Raw genomic sequence first — 23013 nt, forward strand, 5'->3', positions numbered from 1 at the left:
CTTGAAAGGTCGTCAAGCGCCGGCCTCGATACGCGTTACGTTCGTGATTGACATACCAGTCCATATGTGAACTACTCATGACATGTCCGCGAACCTATAGGTTCGCCGGACACCGACCGAGATCAGCGTGGGCACCCGGCCACAGCCCTCCGGCGAGGCGCGAGCGCGGTCCTGGTGGATGGCGGGTTCCCCCCGCCCCGGCCCCCGGATCGCCCCCCGGGCACGGATATAAGATCAGCGACTAATTCAGCCTCTGAAATGATGCGTCGTTTCAGACTTTTTCCGACTGACGCACCGGGCACGAGACATGCCACAGGGCACCGATTTGTCATTATCGATCATGCCCTGGCATCCTGAATCGGCGAGGGCCGCACGGATCTCCGCCCGCCGCTTGATCTCAATCACGTCCGGCACCCGGTGCGACGGGCGTGCGGCTCAGCTCGTGTTGCGGTTGTAGACGAGGCGCAGGCCGATGAGCGTGAGCCACGGCTCGTGCACGTCGATGGAGCGGGCCTCGTCGACCACCAGCGAGGCGAGGGAGCCCGTGGCCACGACGGTCACGTCGTCGGGGTCGGCGGCGAGCTCGGGCGCCATGCGCTCGACGATGCCGTCCACCTGGCCGGCGAAGCCGTAGATGATGCCGGCCTGGAGCGCCTCGACGGTGTTCTTGGCGATCACCGAGCGCGGCCGTACGAGCTCGACCTTGTGGAGCTGCGCGCCCGCCGCCGCCAGGGCGTCCACCGAGATCTCGATGCCCGGGGCGGTCACCGCGCCGACGTACTCGCCCTTGGCGGAGACCGCGTCGAACGACGTCGCCGTGCCGAAGTCGACGATCACGCACGGCCCGCCGTACAGCGTGATGGCGGCGAGCGCGTTCACGATGCGGTCGCTGCCGACCTCCTTGGGGTTGTCCATGCGCACCGGCACCCCGGTGCGGACGCCGGGCTCCACGATGACGGCGGTGACGTCGCCGTAGTAGCGCCTGCACATCTCGCGCATCTCGTTGAGCACGGAGGGGACCGTGGAGCAGATGGCTATGCCGCTGATGTCGGCCCCCTTGAGCAGGGGGCTCTGGCCGAGCAGCCCCTGGAGGACGACCGCGATCTCGTCGGCGGTGCGCCGCGCGTCGGTGGCGAGGCGCCAGTGCTCGATGACCTCCTCGCCTTCGAACAGGCCGAGCACGGTGTGGGTGTTGCCGACGTCGATCGTTAGCAGCATCAAGCCTCCCGAAGGTCCAGAGCGATGTCGAGTGCGGGCGCCGAGTGGGTCAGCGCACCGACAGCAAGGTAGTCAACACCGGTTTCCGCCACTTCACGGGCGGATTCCAGGGTGAGTCCTCCGCTGGACTCAAGGCGTGCCCTGCCGTCCACCAGCCGGACGGCGCGCGCCAGCTCGTCCACGGTGAAGTTGTCCAGCAGGATCTCCTCCGCCCCCTCAGCGAGCACCGGTTCGAGCTGGTCGACGCGGTCGACCTCCACCTCGATCGGCAGCCCGGGATAGGCCTGTCGTACCGCGCGGAACGCCTCGGCGACCCCACCGGCCGCCACCACGTGATTGTCCTTGATCAAGGCCGCGTCGGAAAGCGACATCCGGTGATTGACCCCGCCACCGCACCGCACGGCGTACTTCTCCAGGGCTCGCAGGCCGGGCAGGGTCTTGCGGCTGTCGCGGACGCGCGCGGCCGTCCCCGCCACCGCCTGGACCCAGCGGTGGGTCAGCGTGGCGATGCCGGACAGATGGGTGAGCAGGTTGAGCGCGGTGCGCTCGGCGGTGAGGAGGTCGCGAGCCGGTCCGGAGACCGTCATCAGCACATCACCGCGCGAGACGCGCTCGCCGTCCTTCACGTGGCGCTCGGCGGTCAGGCGCCCTCGGGACGAGAAGGAGAACACCGCCTCGGCGACCGCGAGCCCGGACACCACGCCGTCGGCACGCGCCACGACGTCACCGGCGGCCACCTGGTCGGCCGGGATCGTGGCGAGAGTGGTCACGTCGCCCGCCTCCGCTAGGTCCTCGGCGATCGCCGTGCCGACCAGCGCCATGACCGCCGCGGGATAGAGGCCGGCCGCGACGAGCTCGGTCTCGACCTGGTGCGGGAGCATGGTCGAGCGGTCCTCGTCGTGCTGCCGGTACGTCATGGAAAGTCCCTCCTCGGTCAGGGTCACGTCGAGGTGCCCCAGCCACCAGGCATCATTTCGCTCGGGGAAGTCCTCACGCCAGTGCGATCCCCGTGTCTCCTCCCGCGCCCTGGCCGCCGTGACGAGCGCGGTGGCCACGGTCAGGAGGTTCGTGGCCTCCCACGCCTCCGTGCACGGCTCGACGGCCACAGGGGTCCAGCGGGCGTCCAGGAGGCCGCGGGCGACCTCCGACAGGCTGCGCTCGCTTCGCAGCACTCCCGCGCCCGAGCTCATCCGCCCCTGGACGCGCGGACGCACCCGGGGGTCGACCAGCCCGGCGGCCCGCCCGTCGTCGACCGGCCCGCCCGGCTCAGCCATCCCGGGCCGTACGGGCTCGCCCGAAGCGGGCCGTGCGGACTCGCCCGAAGCGGGCCGTAAGGAGGCGAGGTCGGCCGCGATGCGCTCGGCGAAGACGAGCCCTTCGAGCAGAGAGTTCGAGGCGAGCCGGTTGGCCCCGTGCACGCCCGTGCAGGCCACCTCGCCACAGGCGTACAGGCCCGCCACGCTCGTACGGCCGCGCGGGTCGGTGCGGACGCCGCCGCTGGCGTAGTGGGCGGCCGGCGCCACGGGGATCGGCTCGCGCACCGGGTCGATGCCGTGCTCCAGGCAGATCGCGTAGATGGTCGGGAAGCGCGAGCGCCACTTCTGCTCGCCGAAGTGCCGGGCGTCGAGGTACACGTGACCCGCGCCGGTCTCCAGCATCCGCCGCATGATCGCCTTGGCCACCACGTCGCGAGGGGCGAGCTCCGCGAGCTCGTGAACGCCGGTCATGAACCGCTCGCCCGCTCCGTCCACCAGGAGCGCGCCCTCCCCGCGCACCGCCTCGGAGATGAGCGGCTGCTGGCCGGTGGACCCTTCTCCAAGCCACAGGACAGTCGGGTGGAACTGTACGAACTCCAGGTCGCGCACGACCGCCCCTGCCCTCAGCGCGAGGGCCACCCCGTCGCCTGTGGACACCACGGGGTTGGTCGTCGCGGCGTACACCTGGCCCATGCCGCCGGTGGCGAGCACGACGGCGCCCGCCCGCACCGCGCCCACGCCGTCCCTCGCGCCCTCGCCCATGACGTGCAGCGTGATCCCGCACGTGGACCCGGAGGCGTCCTTGAGCAGATCGAGCACCAGCGCGTGCTCGATGACCTCGATGCCCCCGCCCGTGGACGCGCTCGCCCGCACCGCCTCGACCAGTGCGCGCTGCACCTCGGCCCCGGTGGCGTCCCCGCCCGCGTGGACGATGCGGTCACGACGGTGGCCGCCCTCGCGGGTGAGTTGCAGCTCGCCGTCCGGCTCCCGGTCGAAGCGGGCCCCGTGGTCCATGAGCCGCCGCAGCGCGGCAGGTCCCTCCGTCACCAGCGTGCGCACGGCCCGCTCGTCGCAGAGGCCGACCCCGGCGATGAGCGTGTCGCTGAGGTGGTCGGCCGAGGAGTCGTCGGGGTCGAGCACGGCGGCGATGCCGCCCTGCGCCCATCGCGTGGAGCCCGCCGAGAGCACGTCCTTGGTGACGACGAGCACCCGGGCGCCGGGCGCCAGCTCCGCGTACCGGAGTGCCACGGTGAGCCCGGCGATGCCGGACCCGACCACGACGACGTCGGCCTCGACGGTCCAGCCGGGCTCGGGCGCGGTCAGCCGCCGTGGGATGGGCGGGTGAGTCATGGGTCGCTCCCCTCATTTCGTCACTATGACGATAGGGCATGACCGAACGACGCTCACCAAGGGGTGGGAGGGTCTCCGTAAAGGGCCTTCCAAGTGGGTCAGGGTGCGAGGGTCAGGACGGCGTTGTCGATCAGCCTGGTGGTGCCCACCCTGGCGGCGACCGCGAGCACGGCCTCGCCCCTGTGGTTCTCGGCGACCGCGGTGAACGTCGAGGGGTCCACCAGGCTCAGGTAGTCGAGCACCAGCGGCGGATCGGCTTCGGCGGCCTTGTCGAGCACGGCGTGCGCGGCGTGCAGGATGTCCTTGGGCCGGGTCTGGCCCGCGCCCTCGCGAAGCGCCGCCGACAGCGCCCGGGCGGTGACCCGGTCGGCCGCCGACAGGTAGCGGTTGCGGCTGGAGAGCGCCAGCCCGTCCGGCTCGCGGACCGTGGGAGCGCCGGTGATCGTGATCGGCAGGTTGAGGTCGGTGACCATCCGGCGGATCATCGCGAGCTGCTGGGCGTCCTTCTGGCCGAAGACGGCGGTGTCGGGCTGGACGAGGTTGAAGAGCTTGAGCACGACGGTCAGCACGCCGTCGAAGTGCCCCGGCCTGAAGGCGCCCTCGACCACCGTGCCCATCTGCCCGGAGGACACGCCGACCTGGCGGTCGGGCAGGTACATGTCGTCGGCCGAGGGGGCGAAGACCAGGCTCACGCCCTCGGCCGCGCACACCCGCAGGTCGTCGTCGAATGTACGGGGATAACGGGAGAAATCTTCGTTGGGGCCGAATTGCAGGGGATTGACGAAGATGCTGACCGCCACGTGGTCGGCCTGCTCACGGGCGAGGCGGATCAGCGAGCGGTGCCCCTCGTGCAGGGCTCCCATGGTCGGCACCAGGGCGAGCGTGCCCCCGCCCGCCCCGCCGTACCCGCCGCCGATGCCGAGCGCGGCGCGCGCCGCGAGCAGCTCAGGGCGGTCTCCGGCGACGATCACGTCCACGTGTTTCCTCCAAGGGCGTCGAGCAGGCGTTCCGCGGCCTCGGGCTTGAGCAGCCCGGCGGCCAGCGCCCGGTCGGCGGTGAGCCGGGCCAGGGCGACGTAGGCGTCCGCGGCCTCGGGCGCGGCCAGGATGAGCGCGTCAACGTGCTTGCGCACGGTGCCCGCGTCGCCGCGCACGACCGGCCCGGTCAGCCCCGCGAGGCCGAGACGCAGGGCGTTGTCGAGGGCGGCGCCGAGCAGCGGGCCGAGCATGCGCCCGGGGTGCTCCACCCCGATCTTCTTGAGCAGCTCCTGGGATTCCGCGATCAGGGTGACCATGTGGTTGGCGGCTCCGGCCAGGGCCGCGTGGTAGAGCGCGCGGTTCTCGTCGGCGATCCAGACCGGCTCGCCGCCCATCTCGATGACCAGTGCCTCGGCCATCGGCCTGAGCAGTTCGGGGGCGGTGACGCCGAACGAGCAGCCGCCGATGCGGCGCAGGTCGTCGTCCCTGCCGGTGAAGGTCATCACCGGGTGGATGGCGAACGGCAGGGCGCCGGCGGCGGTGGCGGGCTCCAGCACGCCGAGGCCGTACGCGCCACTGGTGTGCGCGAGCATCTTGCCGCGCAGGCTCACGCCGGTCGCCGCCAGCCCCGCGACCAGGCCGGGCAGCACGTCGTCCGGCACGGTGAGCAGGATGAGCTCGGCCTTGCGGATGACGTCGTCGGGCGGGGAGATGCCCACCCCGAGCCGCTCGACGGCCCGGCGGCGCGAGGCGTCGGAGACCCCGGCGGCGGCCACGACACGGTGTCCCGCCTGCGCGAGGGCCGCGCCGAGGACGGAACCGACTCGTCCGGCTCCGAGGACCCCGACAGCGAGACGCCCGGGGCGGTCGCTTGTCTCCATCACGTTCCTGTTCACGTTCGATCGATCCAGGCCCAGTTGACCAGCGTAACGGTCGCGCCCGGGCCGGTCGCCTTTCGGCTCCGCCACCTGGCGCTCGCGTCCCCGCCGGGAACCTACGTTAAGGACAAAAACCTATATATGCCGCTATATACGGTGAACCGGGGCCGGATTGTGGCGACCGCGTCCGGCTTGACAGCGGCCTGTCAGCACGACGGTCATGGGGCTTTTCCATCCTTGGTAACGTCCAGTCCCGTGTGGGTCACGTGGCGGGAGGCCATGCATCGAGCGCTCTACGGCGAGGGCGGCTTCTACATCAGGGAGCGCCCGTCCGGCCACTTCCGCACCTCGGTGGGCGCTTCGCCGGTGTTCGCCCAGGCGGTGCTGCGCCTGCTGCGCACGGTCGACGCCGCGCTCGGCCGTCCGGGCGAGATCGACCTTGTGGACGTCGGCTCAGGCGACGGCCTGCTGGTGACCCAGGTTCTCCACACGGCGGAGCCCGAGTTGGTAGAACGGTTGCATGTCACGGCCGTCGACCTCTCGCCTCCTCCGCACGGGCTGGACGAGGCGATCACCTGGTCCGGCGCCCTCCCCGAGAAGATCACCGGGCTCGTGATCGCCAACGAGTGGCTCGACAACGTTCCCCTCGACGTGGCCGAGCGCGCACCGGAGGGCCCGCGGCTGGTGCTCGTCGATCCGCGGACGGGCGAGGAGACCCTCGGCGACCCGCCCGGCGAGGACGACCTGCGGTGGCTGGAGCGCTGGTGGCCGCTCGGCTCCACCGGCCTGCGGGCCGAGATCGGCCGCCCGCGCGACGAGGCCTGGGAGTCGGTGATCGGACGGCTGGCGCGGGGCCTGGCGGTGGCCGTGGATTATGCACACCCTGTGGATAACCGCCCGCCCTTCGGCACGTTGGCGGGATACCGGGACGGGGCCTGCGTACCGGCCATACCCGACGGATCCTGCGATATCACCGCACACGTGGCCCTGGACGCGTGTGCGGCGGCGGGCGAACGGGCCGGGGCGATATCCACAACGTTGACCACGCAACGACATGCGCTACAAGGTCTCGGAGTCAGCGGCACCCGGCCTCCGCTGACCCTCGCGGGCACCGATCCCGGGGGCTATCTGCGGGCGCTCGCCCAGGCGTCCCAGGAGGCCGAGCTGATCGACCCCGCGGGGCTGGGCGGCTTCGGCTGGCTCAGCCAGTGGAAACGCTGACCTTGAGCGACTCCAGGCCCCGGATGACGTAGTTCGGCTTCCACACCGGCTCTTCCGCGAGCTCCATCTTGGGGGCGGCCTTCAGCAGCGCCCCGAACGACTCGATGAGCTCCACGCGGGCCAGGGGGGCGCCCAGGCAGAAGTGAATGCCCGCACCGAATGAGATGTGCGGGTTGTCCGTCCTGCCCACGTCCAGCCGGTCGGGATCCTGGAAGACCTCGGGGTCGCGGTTGGCCGAGCCGAACAGCAGGGCGACCTCGACGCCCTTCGGGATGTCCACCCCGCCGATCGTGATGTCCTCCAGCACCCAGCGCTCGAACATCTGCAGCGGGGTGTCCCAGCGCATCAGCTCCTCCACCGCCGTGGGCAGCAACGAGAGGTCGCCACGCAGCCGTTCCAGCTCGCCGGGGTTGCGGAACAGCGACCACCAGCCGTTGCCCGTGACGTTCACGGTGGCCTCGTGACCGGCGTTGAGCAGCAGGACGCACGTGCCGACCAGCTCGTCCTCGGTGAGCCTGTCCCCCTCGTCGGCCACCTGGGCAAGCGCGCTGATCAGGTCGTTCCCCGGATCCCTGCGGCGCCTCGCGGCCAGCTCGCGAAGGTACGCAGCGAACTCCGAGGCGGCGCGCACCGCCGTGTGCTGCGCCTCCGCGGACGGGCTGAGCTCGTACATGCCGCAGATTTCGGCCGACCAGGGCCGCAGCAGGTGCCGGTCGGCCTCGGGCACGCCCAGCATCTCGGCGATGACCGTCACGGGCAGCGGCTCGGCCACCTCGGCGAGCAGGTCTCCGCCTCCACGCTCGACGAAGCCGTCGACCAGCTCGCCGGCGATGCGCCGCACGCGCGGCCGGAGCTCCTCCACCATGCGCGGGGTGAAGGCCTTGGAGACCAGCCGCCGCAGCCGGGTGTGGATCGGCGGCTCCACGTCGAGCATCCCCGCGCGGATCACCCGCCAGAACGGCTCCTGGACCGGCTCAGGCTCGCGGCCGAACTCCTGGTGCGAGGCGATGTGCAGGTAGGAGCGGCCGAGCCGTCGATCGCGCAACGCCGCGTTGACATCCGGGTGCCGCGCCACGAGCCACTGGCCGGTCGGCTCGAAGAAGCTGACCGGCTCGTTGTCGCGGAGCTCTCGGTAGACGTCGTACGGATGAGCGACGAAGTCAGGATTCCACGGATCAAATCGCACGAAGTCATCGTAAGTGGGATTTAGCGCCACGGCGCACAGCCCTGGCTCAGGATTTCGCCACGTCGCCGGGCTGGGGAGACTCCTCGTAGCGCTCCCGCAGCGCCACCGGCTCCTGGCGGCCCGCCTTCCTGCGCGCCCGGATGTTGAGGAGCTCCACGCCCAGCGAGAACGCCATGGCGAAGTAGATGTATCCCTTGGAGATGTGCTGCTCGAAGCCCTCGGCGATGAGCACGACGCCGATCAGCACGAGGAAGGCCAGGGCCAGCATCTTGATGCTCGGGTACTTCTCGACGAACCCGCTGATGGGACCGGCCGCGAAGAGCATGACGACGACCGCGACGATCACGGCGGCGATCATCACGCCGAGCTCGTCGACCATGCCGACGGCGGTGATGACCGAGTCGAGCGAGAAGACGACGTCGAGCAGCATGATCTGCACGATCACCGCGCCGAAGGTGGCGCCCGCCTTGGCGCTTGAGTGACCAGGCGTGCCCTCCAGGCTGTCGCCGATCTCGAAGGTGCTCTTGCCCAACAGGAACAGGCCGCCCAGGATCAGGATCAGGTCTCGCCCTGATATGCCCTGGCCGAAAAGCTCGAACAGCGGTGTCGTCAGCCGTACGACCCACGACAGGGCCAGCAGCAGCGCCAGGCGGCTCACCAGCGCCAGCCCGAGCCCGACCTTGCGCGCCCGGTCGCGCTTCTCGGGGGGAAGCTTGCCCGCGAGGATCGAGATGAAGATGATGTTGTCGATGCCCAGCACGATCTCGAGAGCGACCAGGGTGAAGAACCCGATCCATATCTCCGGGTTGACCACCCAGTCCATCGCGATCTCCTCTGGTCGGCGGTTCGTCCAGGTCACGACCCCTCGGCAGGCGGCCGTTCCCCTCTCAACGCGCGAGGATCCGGCAAAGTTCGCGACCCCTGGCACCCCCCTGATGAGGTTGCGGAGCCGAGGGGAATCTGGGTTATAGTCGCCCGTAGGTCATGAGTGTCAGCGTCAAGCCCCGGCTCGCTGGCCGGCAACCCTCGCGCTCGCGGCGGGGTGCCCCGGGTGAGGACCAGGTCTGGTGCGAGGTGTGCCGGACAAGCGCGGGCTCCGCCGTCACAACGCCATGGCCGGGGTCCCATGACCCAAGGAGGCCGGCGTTGTCTGCTCTCACTGTCCTGAACAGCCCTTCCCCCGTCGTTCCCGGCCTGGACGCCTCCGGAGACTCCGGGCCCGGCACGGCATCGCACGGCGAAACGGACCGTACGGCTCCGGCCATCCCCGCCGTCCTCGGTGACGAGCTGGAGGTCCCGATCAAGGGCGGCAGGCTCGTGCGGTACGCCAACCTCGACTACGCCGCGAGCGCCCCCTGTCTGGAGCCGGTGAGCGCCGCCGTCACCGCCGCGCTCCCGGCCTACTCCAGCGTGCACCGGGGCGCCGGGTACGCCTCCCAGCTCACCACGGCGCGCTACGAGCAAGCCAGGCACACCGTGCGGGCCTTCGTCGGCGCCCGTCCCGGTGACGCCGTCGTGTTCACCCGCAACACCACCGACGCGGCGAACCTGCTGGCCCGTTGCCTGCCCGAGGGCACCACCGTCGTGGTCTTCGAGACCGAGCACCACGCTTCCCTCCTCCCCTGGCCCGACGCGGTACGGCTGGCGCCCCCCGCGTTCCCCGGGGAGGCGGTGCGCGCGGCGGACGAGACCCTGGCGGCCATCGAGGGGCCCAAGCTCCTGGTGGTCACCGCGGCCTCCAACGTGACCGGCGAGCTGTGGCCGATCGCCGCCCTGGCCCACATCGCCCACCGGCACGGCGCGCGGATCCTCGTCGACGCCGCGCAGCTCGTCCCCCACCGCAGGCTCAACCTGACCGCGCTCGACCTGGACTACGTGGCGTTCTCCGGGCACAAGCTCTACGCGCCGTTCGGCGCGGGCGCGCTGATCGGCCGGGCCGACTGGCTCGCCCAGGCCGAGCCGTACCTGCGCGGAGGCGGCGCGTCCAAGGCCGTCACCGGGGGCGCCCGGCAGGGGCTGCCGCTGGACGCCGAGTGGAGCGCGGACCCCGAGCAGCGGCACGAGGCCGGCACGCCGAACGTCCTCGGCGCCATCGCGCTGGCCGCCGCCTGCGACGCCCTCGCGGCCACCGGCTGGACGGCACTGGTCAAGGACGAGGAGCGCCTCGTCGAGCTGCTGCGCGGCGGCCTAGCCGCGATCGAGGGTGTCCACGAGCTGTCCCTGTGGGGGCCCGACCACCCGCGTGTCGGCATCGTGTCCTTCGTGGTCACGGGCTGGACCGCCAGGGAGGTCGCCGAGGCGCTGTCCGCCGAGTACGGCATCGGGGTGCGCGACGGCAAGTTCTGCGCCCATCCCTTCGTCAGGCACCTGCTCGAAGGCGTCGGCCACGCCGCCGACGGCTCGTGCGAGGATGGCACCGCCGGGGCCGTACGGGCGTCCATCGGCATCGGAACGACCGAAGAGCATGTCCGCCGCCTGGTCACCGCCCTCTCGGACCTTGTCTCGCGCCGCTGACGTGACAGCATGGGGTTTATGACCGAACCTCGCGGAGCTCGCGCAGCTCGCACCGGAGGCGCGCGCACCGAACGGGTCGTGGGGATCGGGGCTGGGGCCAAGGAGCTGGCCACCGAGGACATGATCCTCAACATCGGGCCCCAGCACCCCTCGACCCACGGTGTCCTGCGCCTCCGGCTCACCGTGGACGGCGAGCGCATCGGCAGTGCCGAGCCCATCGTCGGCTACATGCACCGCGGCGCCGAGAAGCTCTTCGAGGTGCGCGACTACCGGCAGATCATCGTGCTGGCCAACCGGCATGACTGGCTGTCGGCCTTCGCCAACGAGCTCGGCGTCGTCCTCGCCGTCGAGCGCATGCTGGGCATGGAGGTGCCGGTCAGGGCCGTGTGGGCGCGCACGCTGCTCGCCGAGCTGAACCGCGTGCTCAACCACCTGATGTTCCTCGGCTCGTATCCCCTGGAGCTCGGCGCCATCACGCCGGTCTTCTACGCCTTCCGCGAGCGGGAGACCCTGCAGGCCGTCATGGAGGAGATCTCCGGCGGGCGCATGCACTACATGTTCAACAGGGTCGGCGGCCTGAAGGAGGACCTCCCGTACGGCTGGCTCGACCGGGCCTCCCAGGCGGTGGCCGACGTGCGCAGGCGACTGCCGGACATCGAGAACCTCATCTCCGGCAACGAGATCTTCATCGCGCGCACCCGGGGGGTCGGCGTGCTCGACCGCGAGACGATCATGCAGTACGGGGTCAGCGGCCCGATCGCGCGGGCCTCGGGGGTCGACCTCGACCTGCGCCGCGACGAGCCGTACCTGGCCTACGGCGAGCTTCCCGTCAAGGTGGTCACCCGTTCTGCCGGTGACTGCCATGCCCGCTTCGAGGTGCTGCTCGACCAGGTGAAGGTCGCGCTCGACCTCGCGGACGCGTGCGTGGAGCGCCTGCGGTCGCTGCCGCCCGGTCCGATCAACCAGCGGCTGCCGAAAGTGCTCAAGGTGCCCGAGGGCCACACCTACGCCTGGACCGAGAATCCGCTGGGGCTCAACGGCTACTACCTGGTGTCGCGGGGCGAGAAGACGCCGTGGCGGCTCAAGCTGCGCAGCGCGTCCTACAACAACGTGCAGGTGCTGAGAGAAATGCTTCCCGGCCACCTCATCTCGGACATGGTGGCGATCCTCGGCTCGATGTTCTTCGTGGTGGGCGACATCGACAAGTGATCTTTTCCGCGAATCTCACGAGACGCGTTTAACCACGCGGATCTCGTAAAGGAACAACATTGCGTAAAGGGACAGGGATCAAGGGATTAAGGGTGGCTCCTTGCAGAGCGGGGCCCGGCCTGGGGGCCGGGCCCCGCTGGTGTGCTCAGGCCTCGGAGTCGTCGTCGGGGCGCTTGGGCACCCTGCAGCAGTGCTCCAGGAACAGGGCCGCGCAGACGAGCACCACGCAGGCGATCAGCGAGCCGCCCGCCAGGAAGAAGTCGCGCCGGGGAGTGTCCTGGTCGAGCAGCGGGAGGACGTGGAAGACGAACCCCGCGAAGACCCCGGCGACGGCGGCTCCGACGTAGGCGGACGCCTTGGCCAGGGCGGCCAGCCGGGCCACGGCCAGCGGCTCCACCGACTTGGTGTCGGGCCTGCGCTCGATGCGGGCCCGGGTCATCCACCCGCTGTACGCCTCGCCGACCGCCAGGAGGAGCACGGTGGGTATGGCGGTCCACGGAACGGTCGGCAGGGCGGAGTAGACCCTCTGCAGCACGGCCCACGTCAGGACCGCGAAAGCGACCACCAGCAGGACGAGCACGCCGGGACGGCTCGGCTTCACGCGATCCTCCTCTTGTCTCCCAACCGGCTACCCGCGAACGGGCAGTCTCCCCGGCCGGCTACCCGCGAGCCGGGGGCACATCCTCTCCGACCGGCCACTCGTCCTCTCCGACCGGCTACTCGTGAGCCAGAGGGACATCCTCTCCGACCGGCCTGACCCGAGCCGGGGCACATCGTTCTCATACCGGCTTGGCCCCCGGGCCGGGGGCACATCGTCTCCGACCGGGCTTGACCCGAGCCGTGCACACGTCGGTCTCCGGCCGGGCCTGGCCGCCTGCCAGGGGCTGTGCGTCAGCCGGGTGGCTGCAGGGCCAGATCGGCCCGCAGGCGTACGCCGCGCTGGTCGAGGTCGGCGAGCAGGCCGGCCACCGACCCCCGGCCGGGAAGCACCGCCCCAGGATCGGCCTGCGACCACGGCACCAGCACGAACGCCCGCTCGTGGGCGAGAGGATGCGGGAGCGTGAGCTCGGGATCGTCGGACAGCAGATCACCGACCATGATCAGATCGACGTCGAGTGTGCGGGGGCCCCACGGCTCCCTGCGCACCCGGCCGAAGGCGGTCTCCACGCTCAGCGCCCGCTCCAGGATCGCCCGGGGGCCGAGCGTCATGGTCTGCCCGATCACCACCGCGTTGAAATAGGGGCGCTGATCGGGCGGCCCGCCCACCGGATCGGTCTCGTACACCGGGGACACCGCCACGAAGTCGAGCCCGGGGGCGTCGAAAAGCGCGTCGACGGCACCTTGAAGCGTGTCGAAGCGGCGGCCGACGTTGCTGCCGAGCGCCAGAACGACCTTCATTCGCGCCTCCTCCTGACTGTGACGACCACGTCGTCGAAGGGGAGGGGGATCGGCGCGGCGGGCTTGTGCACCCGCACCTCCACCTCCTCGACCAGATCGTTGGTGAGGCACGCGCCCGCCAGGCGCTGTGCCAGGGTCTCGATGAGGTTGACCGGCTCGCCCTCGACGATGCCGGCGAGCCGGACGGCGAGCTCGCCGTAGTCGACGGTCTTGGCCAGGTCGTCACCCGCGGCGGCCGGGGCGGTGTCGAAGAAGAGCGTGGCGTCGACGACGAACTCCTGGCCCAGCTCGCGCTCGGCGGGCAGGCAGCCGTGCCGCCCTCGCGCCCGCAGCCCCACCAGGGTCACGCTGTCACGCCGGCCCGCTTCGCGAAGGGTGGTCATTCGTCCGCCTCGTCCTCGTCGTCCTCGCCCTGGAGGACGGGGGAGCCATGGTGGAACCAGAGCCGCCAGCCGGCCGGGGTTCGCACGAAGGTGTTGGTGGCGACCACGCGGCCCGCCGCGAAGGTGGCGTCCTCGGTGTCGGCGGCGGTGAGGATGTTCTCGGCGCAGGTGAGCACCGCGACGTCGCCGATCACCGTGGTGCGGACGTCGGTCAGCACGAACTGGATGTAGGGCGTGTTGGCCATGATCAGCGCCCAGGAGCGCAGGACCTCGGACCGGCCGCTCAGCATCGGCCAGCCGGGATGGACGCACATCGCCACCCGGCCGTCGGCGTCGTCGGCCCAGATGTCGGTCATGCGGTCGAGGTCGCCGCTCTCGATCGCGGTGTAGAAGGCCTCGTTGAGCTTCTCGATCTCGGCTGCCGTCGTGCTCATAGAACCCCCTCCCCCCCTCGCCAGGCCGCCGCCACACGGACGGCGTCGGCGTTAGGAGGCACGTGGTGCACCCGCACGCACCAGGCGCCGGCGTGGGCGGCCAGTGCGGTGACAGCGAGCGTGGCGTCGTCGGATCGGCTGAAGGGCCGCGGGGTGCCATCGGGGCCGGCCAGCAGGCGGCCGAGGAACCGCTTGCGCGACGCGCCGATGATGATGGGGTAGCCCAGCTCGCCGAGCCTGCCTATGCCCGCGAGCAGCGGCCAGTTGTGCTCGGCCCGCTTGGCGAAGCCGAGGCCGGGATCGATGATGATCTGCCGCTCGGCCACGCCCTCGGCGAGCACGGTGTCGACCCGCTTGCGCAGCTCCTCGGTGACCTCTGTCACCACGTCGGAGTAGATCGCGCGGCCGTCCATGTCGTGGCTGTGGCCGCGCCAGTGCATCACGACATACGGTACGCCCGCCGCCGCCACCACGCGCGGCATCGCCGGGTCGGCCAGGCCGCCGCTGACGTCGTTGACCAGGCTGGCGCCGGCGCCCAACGCGGCCTCCGCCACCTCGGCCCGCATGGTGTCGACGCTGACCGTCACACCCTCCTGGGACAGGGCGCGGATGACCGGCGAGACCCGGCGCAGCTCCTCGGCCAAGGGGACCCGGGCCGCGCCCGGCCGGGTGGACTCACCGCCGACGTCGACGATGTCGGCGCCCTGCTCCACCAGCTCGAGGCCGTGGCGGACGGCGATCTCGGGGTCGAACCAGTCGCCGCCGTCGGAGAAGGAGTCAGGGGTGACGTTGACCACGCCCATGACCAGGCAGCGCCCCTTGTCGGGCACGCCCGGCACCCTCCACGTGGTGGTCATGGCGTCAAGCCTAGGTGCTCCCCAGTGACGATCTGTGCCATGGGTCCGGCTTGTGGATAACGAATCGGATCGGCGCACCCGCGAGATCGTGCCCCGGCTCAGCGGCGGCCGAGGATCAGCGCCATCGCCTCGGCGCGGGTCCTGTCGCTGTCGCGGAAGTCGCCGCGGACGGCCGAGGTGATGGTCTTGGCGCCGGGCTTCCGCACGCCCCGCATGGTCATGCAGAGATGCTCGGCCTCGATCACCACGATGACCCCGCGAGGCGCGAGCACCTCCATCAGCGCGTCGGCGATCTGCGACGTCATGCGCTCCTGGACCTGCGGGCGCCTGGCGTAGACGTCCACCAGCCTGGCCAGCTTGGACAGGCCGGTGATCTGCCCCTTGGCGTTCGGCACGTAGCCGACGTGGGCGACGCCGTGGAAGGGCACGAGGTGGTGCTCGCAGGTGGAGAACACCTCGATGTCCTTCACGAGCACCATCTCGTCGTGGTCGGCGTCGAACACGGTGGTCAGGACGTCCTCGGGGGACTGCCCCAGCCCGGCGAACTGCTCGGCGTAGGCCCGGGCGACCCGGGCGGGGGTGTCGAGCAGGCCGTCCCGGTCCGGATCTTCACCGATCGCGAGCAGGATCTCGCGAACGGCCTTCTCGATCCGGTCCGAGTCGACCTTGAGCGGATTGACGCTCACCCGTCAGGCCTCGTCCTGAGGAGCCGGGTGGTGGTCGTTGTGCAGCAGCGACCCGGGAGCCGCCTGGTTGCCGACCGGAAGCGCGGCGCCGTTGCCGTTGCCCGCGACCTCCTTGGGCGTGAGGATCGGCGGCCGGTCGGAGGGAAGCCGTTTGCCGTAGCCGGAGTACGACGGGCGCTTCTCCCTGACGACCACGGAAGCGAAGATCTCAACGACCTGCTGGCGGGAGAGGGTCTCCTTCTCCATGAGCTCAAGCACGAGGTTGTCGAGCACGTCGCGGTACTGGACGAGGATCTCCCAGGCCTGGTCGTGGCCGGCCTCGATCAGGCGGCGGACCTCCTCGTCGATCGTCGAGGCGATCTTCTCGGAGTAGTCGCGCTCGTGGCCCATGTCACGGCCGAGGAAGACCTCGCTGTTGCCGGTGCCGAACTTGCGGGCGCCGAGGTGCTCGCTCATGCCGTACTCGGTGACCATGCGGCGGGCGATGCTCGTGGCCTTCTCGATGTCGTTGGCCGCGCCCGTCGTGGGCTCGTGGAAGACCAGCTCCTCGGCGGTGCGCCCGCCGAGCAGCATCGCCAGCTGGTCGAGCATCTCGGACCGGGTGGCGAGGAACTTGTCCTCCATGGGGAGCGTCATGGTGTAGCCCAGGGCCCGGCCGCGGGACAAGATGGTGATCTTGTGCACCGGGTCGGAGTTGGGCAGGGCGTGCGCGACCAGGGCGTGCCCACCCTCGTGGTAGGCGATGATCTTCTTTTCCTGGTCGGACATGACCCGGCTCTTGCGCTCCGGACCCGCCATGACGCGGTCGATGGACTCCTCGAGGGTGTTCATCGTGATGAGCTTCTGGTCCTGGCGGGCGGTCAGCAGGGCAGCCTCGTTGATGACGTTGGCCAGGTCGGCGCCGGTGAAGCCGGGCGTGCGGCGCGCGATGACGTCGAGGTCGACGTCCTGCGCGAACGGCTTGCCCCGCCCGTGGACACGGAGGATGCCCTTGCGGCCCTCCAGGTCGGGCCGGTCGATGACGACCTGACGGTCGAAGCGGCCGGGGCGCAGCAGCGCGGGGTCGAGGATGTCGGGCCGGTTGGTGGCCGCGATCAGGATCACGCCGCCCTTGACGTCGAAGCCGTCCATCTCGACCAGAAGCTGGTTCAGCGTCTGCTCGCGCTCGTCGTGGCCGCCGCCGAGGCCCGCGCCGCGGTGCCGGCCGACGGCGTCGATCTCGTCGATGAAGATGATCGCCGGAGCGTTGGCCTTGGCCTGCTCGAACAGGTCGCGCACCCGGGAGGCGCCGACACCGACGAACATCTCGACGAAGTCGGAACCGGAGATCGAGTAGAACGGCACGCCGGCCTCACCCGCGACCGCGCGGGCCAGCAGGGTCTTGCCGGTGCCGGGCGGGCCGTACAGCAGCACGCCCTTGGGGATCTTCGCGCCGATCGCCTGGAACTTGGCCGGGGCCTGCAGGAACTCCTTGATCTCCTGGAGCTCCTCGATGGCCTCGTCGGCGCCCGCGACGTCGGCGAAGGTGGTCTTGGGGGTGTCCTTGGTGATGAGCTTGGCCTTGGACTTCCCGAAGTTCATCACCCGGGAGCCGCCGCCCTGCATCTGGTTCATGATGAACAAGAAGAGGAGGACGATGAAGACGAGCGGGAGGAAGCTCACCAGCAGGCCGACGAGGAAGTTCTCGGTCGGCACGGTGACCTTGTATCCGCCGGGCAGCTTGCCCGCGTCCGCCTGGGCCTGAAGCTGCTTCTGGAGCTCGACGCCCTGCCCCTGGACCCAGTTCGAATAGAAGCGATCCTCGCCGCCGATCTTCCCGACGGTCTTGATCTCTATCCGCTGGTCCTTGTCAACGATCACCGCGTTGTCGACAGCGCCCTTTTGGATCTGGCTGACGACGAACGAAGTGTCCTTCTGGGCATAGTTGCTGTTGCCGCTCCAGAACGTGGAGGCGAGGAGGAGCAGCACGACGATGCCCAGGATCCACAGCAGTGGCCCACGTGTAAATCGCTTGAGATCCATCCGATGCGGAACCCCTGCGGGCCCGTCCCTTCCTGAACACGGCCTGACGCCCCGGGCGAGCCCGGGGTTAGCGGCATCCCAAACCGCTCCTACTGATCACCCGGAGGTGATCGCACCTCCGAGACATCCGAAGGTACACCGGGCCGCCGCGCAGGGTCACTGCCCCGGCGACACCGGCTTTGTCCTACCAACGTACGTCAGGCGGCTCCGTGTTCCCCACGACGAGACCGAATAACGCTGTATCGCACCAGTTGACGATCAGGAACTTCGCTCAGGGCTTACTCCGCTCCGTACACATGCCGGGCCAGAGTGCCGATGAACGGCAGATTGCGGTAGCGCTCGGCATAGTCGAGCCCGTAACCGATCACGAATTCGTTGGGGATGTCGAACCCGACGTACTTCACATCGATCGGCACCTTGACGGCCTCCGGCTTGCGGAGCAGGGTGCAGATCTCCACGGACGCGGGGTTGCGCGACTGGAGGTTGTGGATCAGCCACGACAGCGTCAGCCCGGAGTCGATGATGTCCTCGACCACCAGGACGTGCCGCCCGGCGATGTCGGTGTCGAGGTCCTTGAGAGTCCTCACGACACCGGACGACTTGGTGCCCGCGCCGTACGACGAGACGGCCATCCAGTCCATCTGGACCTCGATGTGCAGCGCCCGCGCCAGGTCGGCCATGATCATGACCGCGCCCTTGAGAACTCCGACGATCAATAGGTCCTTGCCCGCGTACTCCTCGTCGATCTGCCCGGCGAGCTCCTTGATCTTCGCCTGAAGCTCTTCCTCGGGGATGAGGACCTTTTCCAGGTCCATGCCCATGTCGGCTGCGTCCACCTGGGGTTTTCCTTCATGAGAGGGTGCTGGCGAATATCAGGGTGCCATACCGCCGGACCACTCCGACCCCCCCGGGTAACTCCACCACCCGCTGCCCGCGCCACTCGGTGACGAGCCGGTCGACCTGCTCGATGTGGACGGCCGCCAGCGCGGACGCCGTCGCGCCCGCCGCGAGGGCCGCCCGCTGGATCACCCGCCGCCGCACCGCGCCGGGCAGTTCCTTGAGCCCCGCGACCGTGAGCTCGACGCCCACGCCTCTGAGCTGGGCGTACACCTCGTCGGCCCACTCGTCGAGCGCGTCGGCGTCGTCCCTGCACAGGCCCGCCGTACGAGCCAGCGCCTCCGTCACGCCCGGCCCCAGCGCCTCTTCGAGCACCGGGAGGACGTCGTGCCTGACCCGCACCCGGGCGTACGCCGGGTCGGCATTGTGCGGATCGTCCCAAGGCACGAGGCCGAGCGCCTCGCACGCGGCCCTGGTCGTCCGGCGGGCGACCCCGAGCAGGGGACGCCGGTAGACGCCCGAGGTCGCGGGCATCCCGGCGAGCGACCGGGTGCCGCTGCCCCGGGAGAGCCGTAGCAGCACGGTCTCGGCCTGGTCGTCGCGCGTGTGGCCCAGCAGCACCGCCGACGCGCCGAGGCGTTTCGCGGCCAGCGAAAGCGCCTCATATCTGGCATCTCGCGCCGCGGCCTCCGGACCGCCGGCCCGGCCCACCGTGACCGTGAGCGCCTCGGCGGGCTCAAGCCCGAACCCGGCGGCCAGGCCCGCGACCTCCAGGGCGCGCTCGCGCGAACCCTCCTGCAGGCCGTGGTCGACGGTCAGGAGCCCGCCCCGCAGCCCCTGCCGTGGCGCGGTGAACCCCAGGCAGGCCGCGAGCGCGAGCGAGTCGCTCCCGCCGCTGCACGCGACCAGCACGAGGGCGCCCTGCGGCAGGTCGGCGAGCGAGAGCCGTACGGCACGGCGGATCTCCGCCACGGCGGGATGCGGTCCCATGCTCCTAGTCTGGTGCGGCCGGGGCACCCCACCGGCCAGCCGCGCCAGAGCGCCTCCCTACCGGCACTCCACAGGCGGGAGGAACGCGGCTAGGCCCGCCCGTTGGCGGACGGCAGCTCGGGCGCGCGCACGACACGGGAGATCCACTGCTCGGGGTTCTGGATCTCGGCGTGGTTCGGCAGCGTCGCAGGCGAACCCCAGACGCGGTTGAACCCGTCGACCCCCACCTCGTCGACGACCTTGCGCACGAACGCCGACCCCTCGGCGTACTGCTTCATCTTGAGGTCGACGCCGAGCAGGCGCCTTATAGTCCTGTCGAACCGGGAGCCGCCCTCCCTGCGGTGCTGGAACTTCGAGCGGATGTCGGCCACGGAGGGCACGACCGAGGGCCCGACGGCGTCCATGACGTAGTCGCCGTGACCCTCGACCAGTGTCATCACGGCCGTGAGCCGGTCGAGGATCTCCTTCTGCTCCGGCGTCTGGATCGCGTCGATGAGGTTGCCCTCACCGCCCTTGATCGCGTCGGCGACGGCGTCGGAGGCGGCGCGCAGGCGTTCGAGCATGGTGCCGAGATCGAGGTCGGAGGCGAGCAGGAACTCGGTCATCTGCCCGCGCACGTACTCGCGCAGCCAGGACACGCCGGTGAACTGCACCCGGTGGGTCTCCTCGTGGAGGCAGACCCAGAGGCGGAAGTCGCGGGGGTTCACGCCGAGCTCGCGCTCGGTGTGCACGATGTTGGGCGCGACCAGGGTGAGCCGCCCCGTGGGCGCCCGCCCGCTCGGGTCGGGCGGCAGGAACAGCTCGTACTGCCCGAGCACGCGCGAGGCGAGGAAGGCCAGCACCGCGCCCACCTCGACACCGGTCACGCGGGAGCCGACGGCGCCCACGATGGCGGGTATCTGCGCGCGGCCGCTGCTCATGCGCTCGGTCAGCGGCTCTAGGACGACGCGGAAACCCTCGACGTTGGCGCGGATCCACCCGGGCCGGTCGACGACGGTGGCCTCCTCGGGCGACGCCGCCCCGTCGATGCGGGCGAAGTCCTGCACGTGCCCCTCGGCTTCGCGCGACAGCCGCCTGAGCTCGGTGACCGCGTGCCTGGCCTCCTCCCGGCTCACCTGCGGCCCGGGTCGGACAAGGCGGACACCGGTAGTAACGGCCAGATCCCAGTCGATCACCTGCATGTTCACCACCGTACGTCGTGCGGCGCGCTTATGAGCAACCGCACCCGGAGACGAGTGCGGCCAGCCGGTCGAGCGCCGCCACGGCCCCGTCCGGGTCGGGCACGTTGTCGGCCATGAAGGCGAAGGCCACCAGCCGGCCGTCGGACGTCCTCGCGAGACCCGTCAGGGTGTTCACCCCGTTCAACGTGCCCGTTTTGGCCCTCACCACTCCGGCCGCGGCCTTGGTGTCCTGCTTGCCGTACCGGTGGCCGAGCGTGCCGGTGAAGCCGGCGATCGGCAGCCCGCTGATGAGGGCGCGCAGGCGCGGGTTGCCGGGCGAGGCCGACAGGGCGATCAGGCGGGCGAGCGCGGTGGGGGTGATGCGGTTGCGGGTGGACAGCCCGCTGCCGTCGTAGACCGCGACGCCCTCGCCCACGCCGAGCTTCTTCAGCGTGCCCTGGACGGCCTGCGAGACGCCGGCGAAGGTGCCGGGCTCGCCCTCCTTTAGCGCGACGAGGTGGGCCAGAGCCTCGGCGACGTCGTTGTCGCTCATGGTCAGCATGTGCTCGACCAGCTCGTACACCGGCGGCGACTCGACCCTGGCGATCTCGGTGGCGGTCGGCGCGGCCTTGGCCCGCTTGATCGACTTGCCGACCTTGACGCCGTAATGGGCCAGCAGGGAGCCGAATGCCTCGGCCGCCGACCTCGGCGGGTCGGGGTACCGCGCGGAGCCGCGGGGGTCCTGGCGGCCCTCGTCGATCATCAGAGCGGTGACCGGCGCGACGCTGCCCTCGGGCACGTAGCCCGGCTTCCAGCCCGGAGCGGTGCGCGGTCCGGAGAAGAGCGAGTCGTCGTAGGTGAGGCCGACCGAGGCGACGCCCGCGGCCTTGAGCGCCCTGGCCGTTCGGGAGGCCAGAGCCACGAGCGAGGCGGACCGGGGATAGTCAGAAGATTTACCGGCTTTTGGCCCAGCGAGCAGCGGATCGCCCCCGCCGACCAGGGTGATCTCACCGGCCTTCGACTGGACGACGCGCGTCGCGACCCGGGTGTCGGGACCCAGGGAGGTCAGCGCGGCGACGGCCGTCGCGACCTTGGTGGTGGAGGCGGGCGTGACCCCGGTATCGGCCTTGCTGCCGAACAGCATGGCGCCCGCGGCGACGTCGAGGACGACCGCGCCGACGTTGTCACCCAGCGCGGAGTCGCCGAGCGCGTGGGTGAGCCGCGCGGCCAAAGTACCCTTTCCTGGGGGAGTTCCGCCGGGAGGCGGCGCCAGCACAGGTCCCGCTGTCACGATGGCGATGGGAGCCCGGGGCGGGGCGGCCTTGACCGGGGGCTTGGCGGTCAGACCGCCCAGCCCGTCGCCTGCGAGGACGAACGCGCCCACAGCGCAGACGAACACCTGAAGCAGGGCGAGGGTCGCCACAGCGACCAAACGCTCGCGCCGCACCACCTCACCGACCTCTTTCCCGCATGCGTCATCCTGGATATACGCCTACGAGACATTAACGCCCGTCCGGGAGTACCCGGGGGGCTTGAGCGGAGGAACCGCAGTGGAGTTCGACGTTGTCGTTGAGATCCCTAAGGGACAACGCAACAAGTACGAGGTTGATCACAAGACGGGCCGGATCCGGCTGGACCGCCTTCTTTTCACCTCCACGCAGTACCCCGCCGACTACGGTTTCATCGAGGACACCCTCGGCGAGGACGGCGACCCGCTCGACGCGCTCGTGCTCCTCCAGGAACCGACCTTCCCCGGCTGCCTGATCAGCTGCCGCGCGGTGGGCATGTTCCGGATGACCGACGAGAAGGGCGGAGACGACAAGGTCCTCTGCGTTCCCGCCACCGACCCTCGCATGGAGCACATCCGCGACATCCACCACGTGCCGGAGTTCGACCGGCTGGAGATCCAGCACTTCTTCGAGGTCTACAAGGACCTGGAGCCCGGCAAGTCCGTCGAGGGCGCCAACTGGGTCGGCCGGGTGGAGGCCGAGATCGAGATCCACCGTTCGATCAAGCGCCATCTCGATCACGTCGAGGTGGACGAGGCCGAGGGCCGGCACTGACCCCGCCTCCCCTGGGAGGCCGTCACCCGCTCGCCGTTCCCGGAGGCCGCCGCCCGCTCGCGGCAGTTTCCGAGCCGGTCGCCGGCCGGTACGGGCCGTAGCCGGCGAAGGCGCCCCACGGCCGTCCCCCAGTACACGGCCCAGGCGAGGGGCCACCCGCCCTGGCCCGCCGACAGGACGCAGGCGAAGCACCACACGCCCGTGCTCACGTCAGGGTCCGGTTCTCGGGTGGGTGGCCGGTGGAGACGATGCGCGCCACGTCCCCGCTCCCGGGGACGTGGACCACCCGCCCTCCGCCGGCCGTACGGCGACGCACATCCTGTGGCATGCGCACCCCTCTCGACTCGCCAAGCTGAGAAGCCTCATGTAAGCGC

General features: G+C 70.6%; 23 protein-coding genes and 1 riboswitch. Of the genes, 4 read left to right on the plus strand and 19 right to left on the minus strand.

All coding sequences use genetic code 11. The features are described 5' to 3' along the window. Positions 1-435: 435 nt before the first annotated feature. The 4 genes from OG589_RS35180 to OG589_RS35195 all read right to left on the minus strand — a co-directional run bounded on the left by OG589_RS35180 (position 436) and on the right by OG589_RS35195 (position 5682). Entirely contained in the window at positions 436-1218 is a 783-nt protein-coding gene (locus tag OG589_RS35180; protein ID WP_405142559.1) for a type III pantothenate kinase, read from the minus strand. Then, positions 1218-3824 (minus strand): L-aspartate oxidase, encoded by a 2607-nt coding sequence (locus tag OG589_RS35185; protein WP_405142561.1) that lies wholly within the window; start codon positions 3822-3824, stop codon positions 1218-1220. Before OG589_RS35185 ends, OG589_RS35180 begins: the two co-directional genes overlap by 1 nt. A gap of 98 nt (positions 3825-3922) precedes the next feature. Continuing rightward, positions 3923-4768 carry a pantoate--beta-alanine ligase gene (gene panC, locus OG589_RS35190; RefSeq protein WP_405152188.1) on the minus strand — a complete coding sequence of 282 codons (846 nt, stop codon included), beginning with the start codon at positions 4766-4768 and terminating at the stop codon, positions 3923-3925. A gap of 23 nt (positions 4769-4791) precedes the next feature. Then, a complete protein-coding gene (locus tag OG589_RS35195) occupies positions 4792-5682 on the minus strand; it encodes a Rossmann-like and DUF2520 domain-containing protein (RefSeq protein ID WP_405142562.1) in 891 nt (296 codons plus the stop codon). 276 nt (positions 5683-5958) lie between these two features. On the opposite strand from OG589_RS35195, the gene OG589_RS35200 reads away from it, so the two are divergent. Then, a complete protein-coding gene (locus OG589_RS35200) occupies positions 5959-6900 on the plus strand; it encodes an SAM-dependent methyltransferase (RefSeq protein ID WP_405142563.1) in 942 nt (313 codons plus the stop codon). On the opposite strand, the gene OG589_RS35205 is transcribed toward OG589_RS35200, so the two are convergent. Together OG589_RS35205 and OG589_RS35210 are read right to left on the minus strand one after the other, a co-directional pair. Beyond that, entirely contained in the window at positions 6881-8086 is a 1206-nt protein-coding gene (locus OG589_RS35205; protein ID WP_405142564.1) for a cytochrome P450, read from the minus strand. The two genes, OG589_RS35200 and OG589_RS35205, sit on opposite strands and share 20 nt — an antisense overlap. Positions 8087-8132: 46 nt before the next feature. Then, positions 8133-8909 (minus strand): TerC family protein, encoded by a 777-nt coding sequence (locus tag OG589_RS35210; RefSeq protein ID WP_405142565.1) that lies wholly within the window; start codon positions 8907-8909, stop codon positions 8133-8135. 157 nt (positions 8910-9066) lie between these two features. After that, positions 9067-9182, plus strand: a riboswitch (SAM riboswitch). Positions 9183-9349: 167 nt separating this feature from the next. Here OG589_RS35210 and OG589_RS35215 point away from each other — a divergent pair. Further along, on the plus strand, positions 9350-10600 hold the full coding sequence (locus OG589_RS35215) for an aminotransferase class V-fold PLP-dependent enzyme (protein ID WP_405152189.1): 1251 nt from the start codon (positions 9350-9352) through the stop codon (positions 10598-10600). Between the two features lie 18 nt (positions 10601-10618). Next, entirely contained in the window at positions 10619-11809 is a 1191-nt protein-coding gene (locus OG589_RS35220) for an NADH-quinone oxidoreductase subunit D (protein ID WP_405142566.1), read from the plus strand. A gap of 145 nt (positions 11810-11954) precedes the next feature. Here the strand turns inward: OG589_RS35220 and OG589_RS35225 are convergent, their stop codons facing one another. The 11 genes from OG589_RS35225 to dacB all read right to left on the minus strand — a co-directional run bounded on the left by OG589_RS35225 (position 11955) and on the right by dacB (position 22023). Then, positions 11955-12410, minus strand: coding sequence for a DUF3180 domain-containing protein (locus tag OG589_RS35225; RefSeq protein ID WP_405142567.1), 456 nt, complete (start codon positions 12408-12410; stop codon positions 11955-11957). 290 nt (positions 12411-12700) lie between these two features. Further along, positions 12701-13207, minus strand: coding sequence for a 2-amino-4-hydroxy-6-hydroxymethyldihydropteridine diphosphokinase (gene folK, locus OG589_RS35230; RefSeq protein WP_405142569.1), 507 nt, complete (start codon positions 13205-13207; stop codon positions 12701-12703). After that, positions 13204-13590 (minus strand): dihydroneopterin aldolase, encoded by a 387-nt coding sequence (gene folB / locus OG589_RS35235; protein WP_405142570.1) that lies wholly within the window; start codon positions 13588-13590, stop codon positions 13204-13206. Before folB ends, folK begins: the two co-directional genes overlap by 4 nt. After that, positions 13587-14024, minus strand: coding sequence for a nuclear transport factor 2 family protein (locus tag OG589_RS35240; protein ID WP_405142571.1), 438 nt, complete (start codon positions 14022-14024; stop codon positions 13587-13589). The genes folB and OG589_RS35240 overlap by 4 nt, the downstream gene beginning before the upstream one ends. Next, a complete protein-coding gene (gene folP, locus OG589_RS35245) occupies positions 14021-14881 on the minus strand; it encodes a dihydropteroate synthase (protein ID WP_405142572.1) in 861 nt (286 codons plus the stop codon). Before folP ends, OG589_RS35240 begins: the two co-directional genes overlap by 4 nt. 98 nt (positions 14882-14979) lie before the next feature. After that, positions 14980-15567 (minus strand): GTP cyclohydrolase I FolE, encoded by a 588-nt coding sequence (gene folE, locus OG589_RS35250; RefSeq protein WP_405142573.1) that lies wholly within the window; start codon positions 15565-15567, stop codon positions 14980-14982. Between the two features lie 3 nt (positions 15568-15570). After that, positions 15571-17589, minus strand: coding sequence for an ATP-dependent zinc metalloprotease FtsH (ftsH, locus tag OG589_RS35255; RefSeq protein ID WP_405142574.1), 2019 nt, complete (start codon positions 17587-17589; stop codon positions 15571-15573). A 278-nt stretch (positions 17590-17867) separates the two neighbouring features. After that, positions 17868-18425, minus strand: a complete 558-nt coding sequence (gene hpt / locus OG589_RS35260; RefSeq protein ID WP_405142575.1) for a hypoxanthine phosphoribosyltransferase — start codon at positions 18423-18425, stop codon at positions 17868-17870. 13 nt (positions 18426-18438) lie between these two features. Further along, complete coding sequence (gene tilS, locus OG589_RS35265) at positions 18439-19416, minus strand: tRNA lysidine(34) synthetase TilS (RefSeq protein WP_405142576.1); 978 nt, start codon at positions 19414-19416, stop codon at positions 18439-18441. Between the two features lie 89 nt (positions 19417-19505). After that, positions 19506-20597 carry a zinc-dependent metalloprotease gene (locus tag OG589_RS35270; RefSeq protein WP_405142577.1) on the minus strand — a complete coding sequence of 364 codons (1092 nt, stop codon included), beginning with the start codon at positions 20595-20597 and terminating at the stop codon, positions 19506-19508. Positions 20598-20625: 28 nt separating this feature from the next. Further along, positions 20626-22023, minus strand: coding sequence for a D-alanyl-D-alanine carboxypeptidase/D-alanyl-D-alanine-endopeptidase (dacB, locus tag OG589_RS35275; RefSeq protein WP_405142578.1), 1398 nt, complete (start codon positions 22021-22023; stop codon positions 20626-20628). 103 nt (positions 22024-22126) lie between these two features. Here dacB and OG589_RS35280 point away from each other — a divergent pair, with 103 nt between their 5' ends. Continuing rightward, positions 22127-22639, plus strand: a complete 513-nt coding sequence (locus OG589_RS35280; protein WP_405142579.1) for an inorganic diphosphatase — start codon at positions 22127-22129, stop codon at positions 22637-22639. On the opposite strand, the gene OG589_RS35285 is transcribed toward OG589_RS35280, so the two are convergent. Continuing rightward, positions 22603-22848, minus strand: coding sequence for a hypothetical protein (locus OG589_RS35285; RefSeq protein WP_405142580.1), 246 nt, complete (start codon positions 22846-22848; stop codon positions 22603-22605). The two genes, OG589_RS35280 and OG589_RS35285, sit on opposite strands and share 37 nt — an antisense overlap. Next, positions 22845-22967: a hypothetical protein gene (locus OG589_RS35290; RefSeq protein WP_405142582.1), complete on the minus strand. Its 123-nt coding sequence runs from the start codon at positions 22965-22967 to the stop codon at positions 22845-22847. Before OG589_RS35290 ends, OG589_RS35285 begins: the two co-directional genes overlap by 4 nt. Positions 22968-23013: the final 46 nt, after the last annotated feature.

This window comes from Sphaerisporangium sp. NBC_01403, assembly GCF_045040145.1.
Lineage (GTDB): Bacteria > Actinomycetota > Actinomycetes > Streptosporangiales > Streptosporangiaceae > Sphaerisporangium > Sphaerisporangium viridialbum.

Bases quoted from the DNA above. Each gene is read 5' to 3' on its own strand.
- OG589_RS35180 (WP_405142559.1), bottom strand. From the start codon at position 1,218: ATGCTGCTAACGATCGACGTCGGCAACACCCACACCGTGCTCGGCCTG.
- OG589_RS35185 (WP_405142561.1), bottom strand. From the start codon at position 3,824: ATGACTCACCCGCCCATCCCACGGCGGCTGACCGCGCCCGAGCCCGGC.
- OG589_RS35195 (WP_405142562.1), bottom strand. From the start codon at position 5,682: ATGGAGACAAGCGACCGCCCCGGGCGTCTCGCTGTCGGGGTCCTCGGA.
- OG589_RS35200 (WP_405142563.1), top strand. From the start codon at position 5,959: ATGCATCGAGCGCTCTACGGCGAGGGCGGCTTCTACATCAGGGAGCGC.
- OG589_RS35210 (WP_405142565.1), bottom strand. From the start codon at position 8,909: ATGGACTGGGTGGTCAACCCGGAGATATGGATCGGGTTCTTCACCCTG.
- OG589_RS35220 (WP_405142566.1), top strand. From the start codon at position 10,619: ATGACCGAACCTCGCGGAGCTCGCGCAGCTCGCACCGGAGGCGCGCGC.
- folK (WP_405142569.1), bottom strand. From the start codon at position 13,207: ATGAAGGTCGTTCTGGCGCTCGGCAGCAACGTCGGCCGCCGCTTCGAC.
- folB (WP_405142570.1), bottom strand. From the start codon at position 13,590: ATGACCACCCTTCGCGAAGCGGGCCGGCGTGACAGCGTGACCCTGGTG.
- OG589_RS35240 (WP_405142571.1), bottom strand. From the start codon at position 14,024: ATGAGCACGACGGCAGCCGAGATCGAGAAGCTCAACGAGGCCTTCTAC.
- folP (WP_405142572.1), bottom strand. From the start codon at position 14,881: ATGACCACCACGTGGAGGGTGCCGGGCGTGCCCGACAAGGGGCGCTGC.
- ftsH (WP_405142574.1), bottom strand. From the start codon at position 17,589: ATGGATCTCAAGCGATTTACACGTGGGCCACTGCTGTGGATCCTGGGC.
- tilS (WP_405142576.1), bottom strand. From the start codon at position 19,416: ATGGGACCGCATCCCGCCGTGGCGGAGATCCGCCGTGCCGTACGGCTC.
- OG589_RS35270 (WP_405142577.1), bottom strand. From the start codon at position 20,597: ATGCAGGTGATCGACTGGGATCTGGCCGTTACTACCGGTGTCCGCCTT.
- OG589_RS35290 (WP_405142582.1), bottom strand. From the start codon at position 22,967: ATGCCACAGGATGTGCGTCGCCGTACGGCCGGCGGAGGGCGGGTGGTC.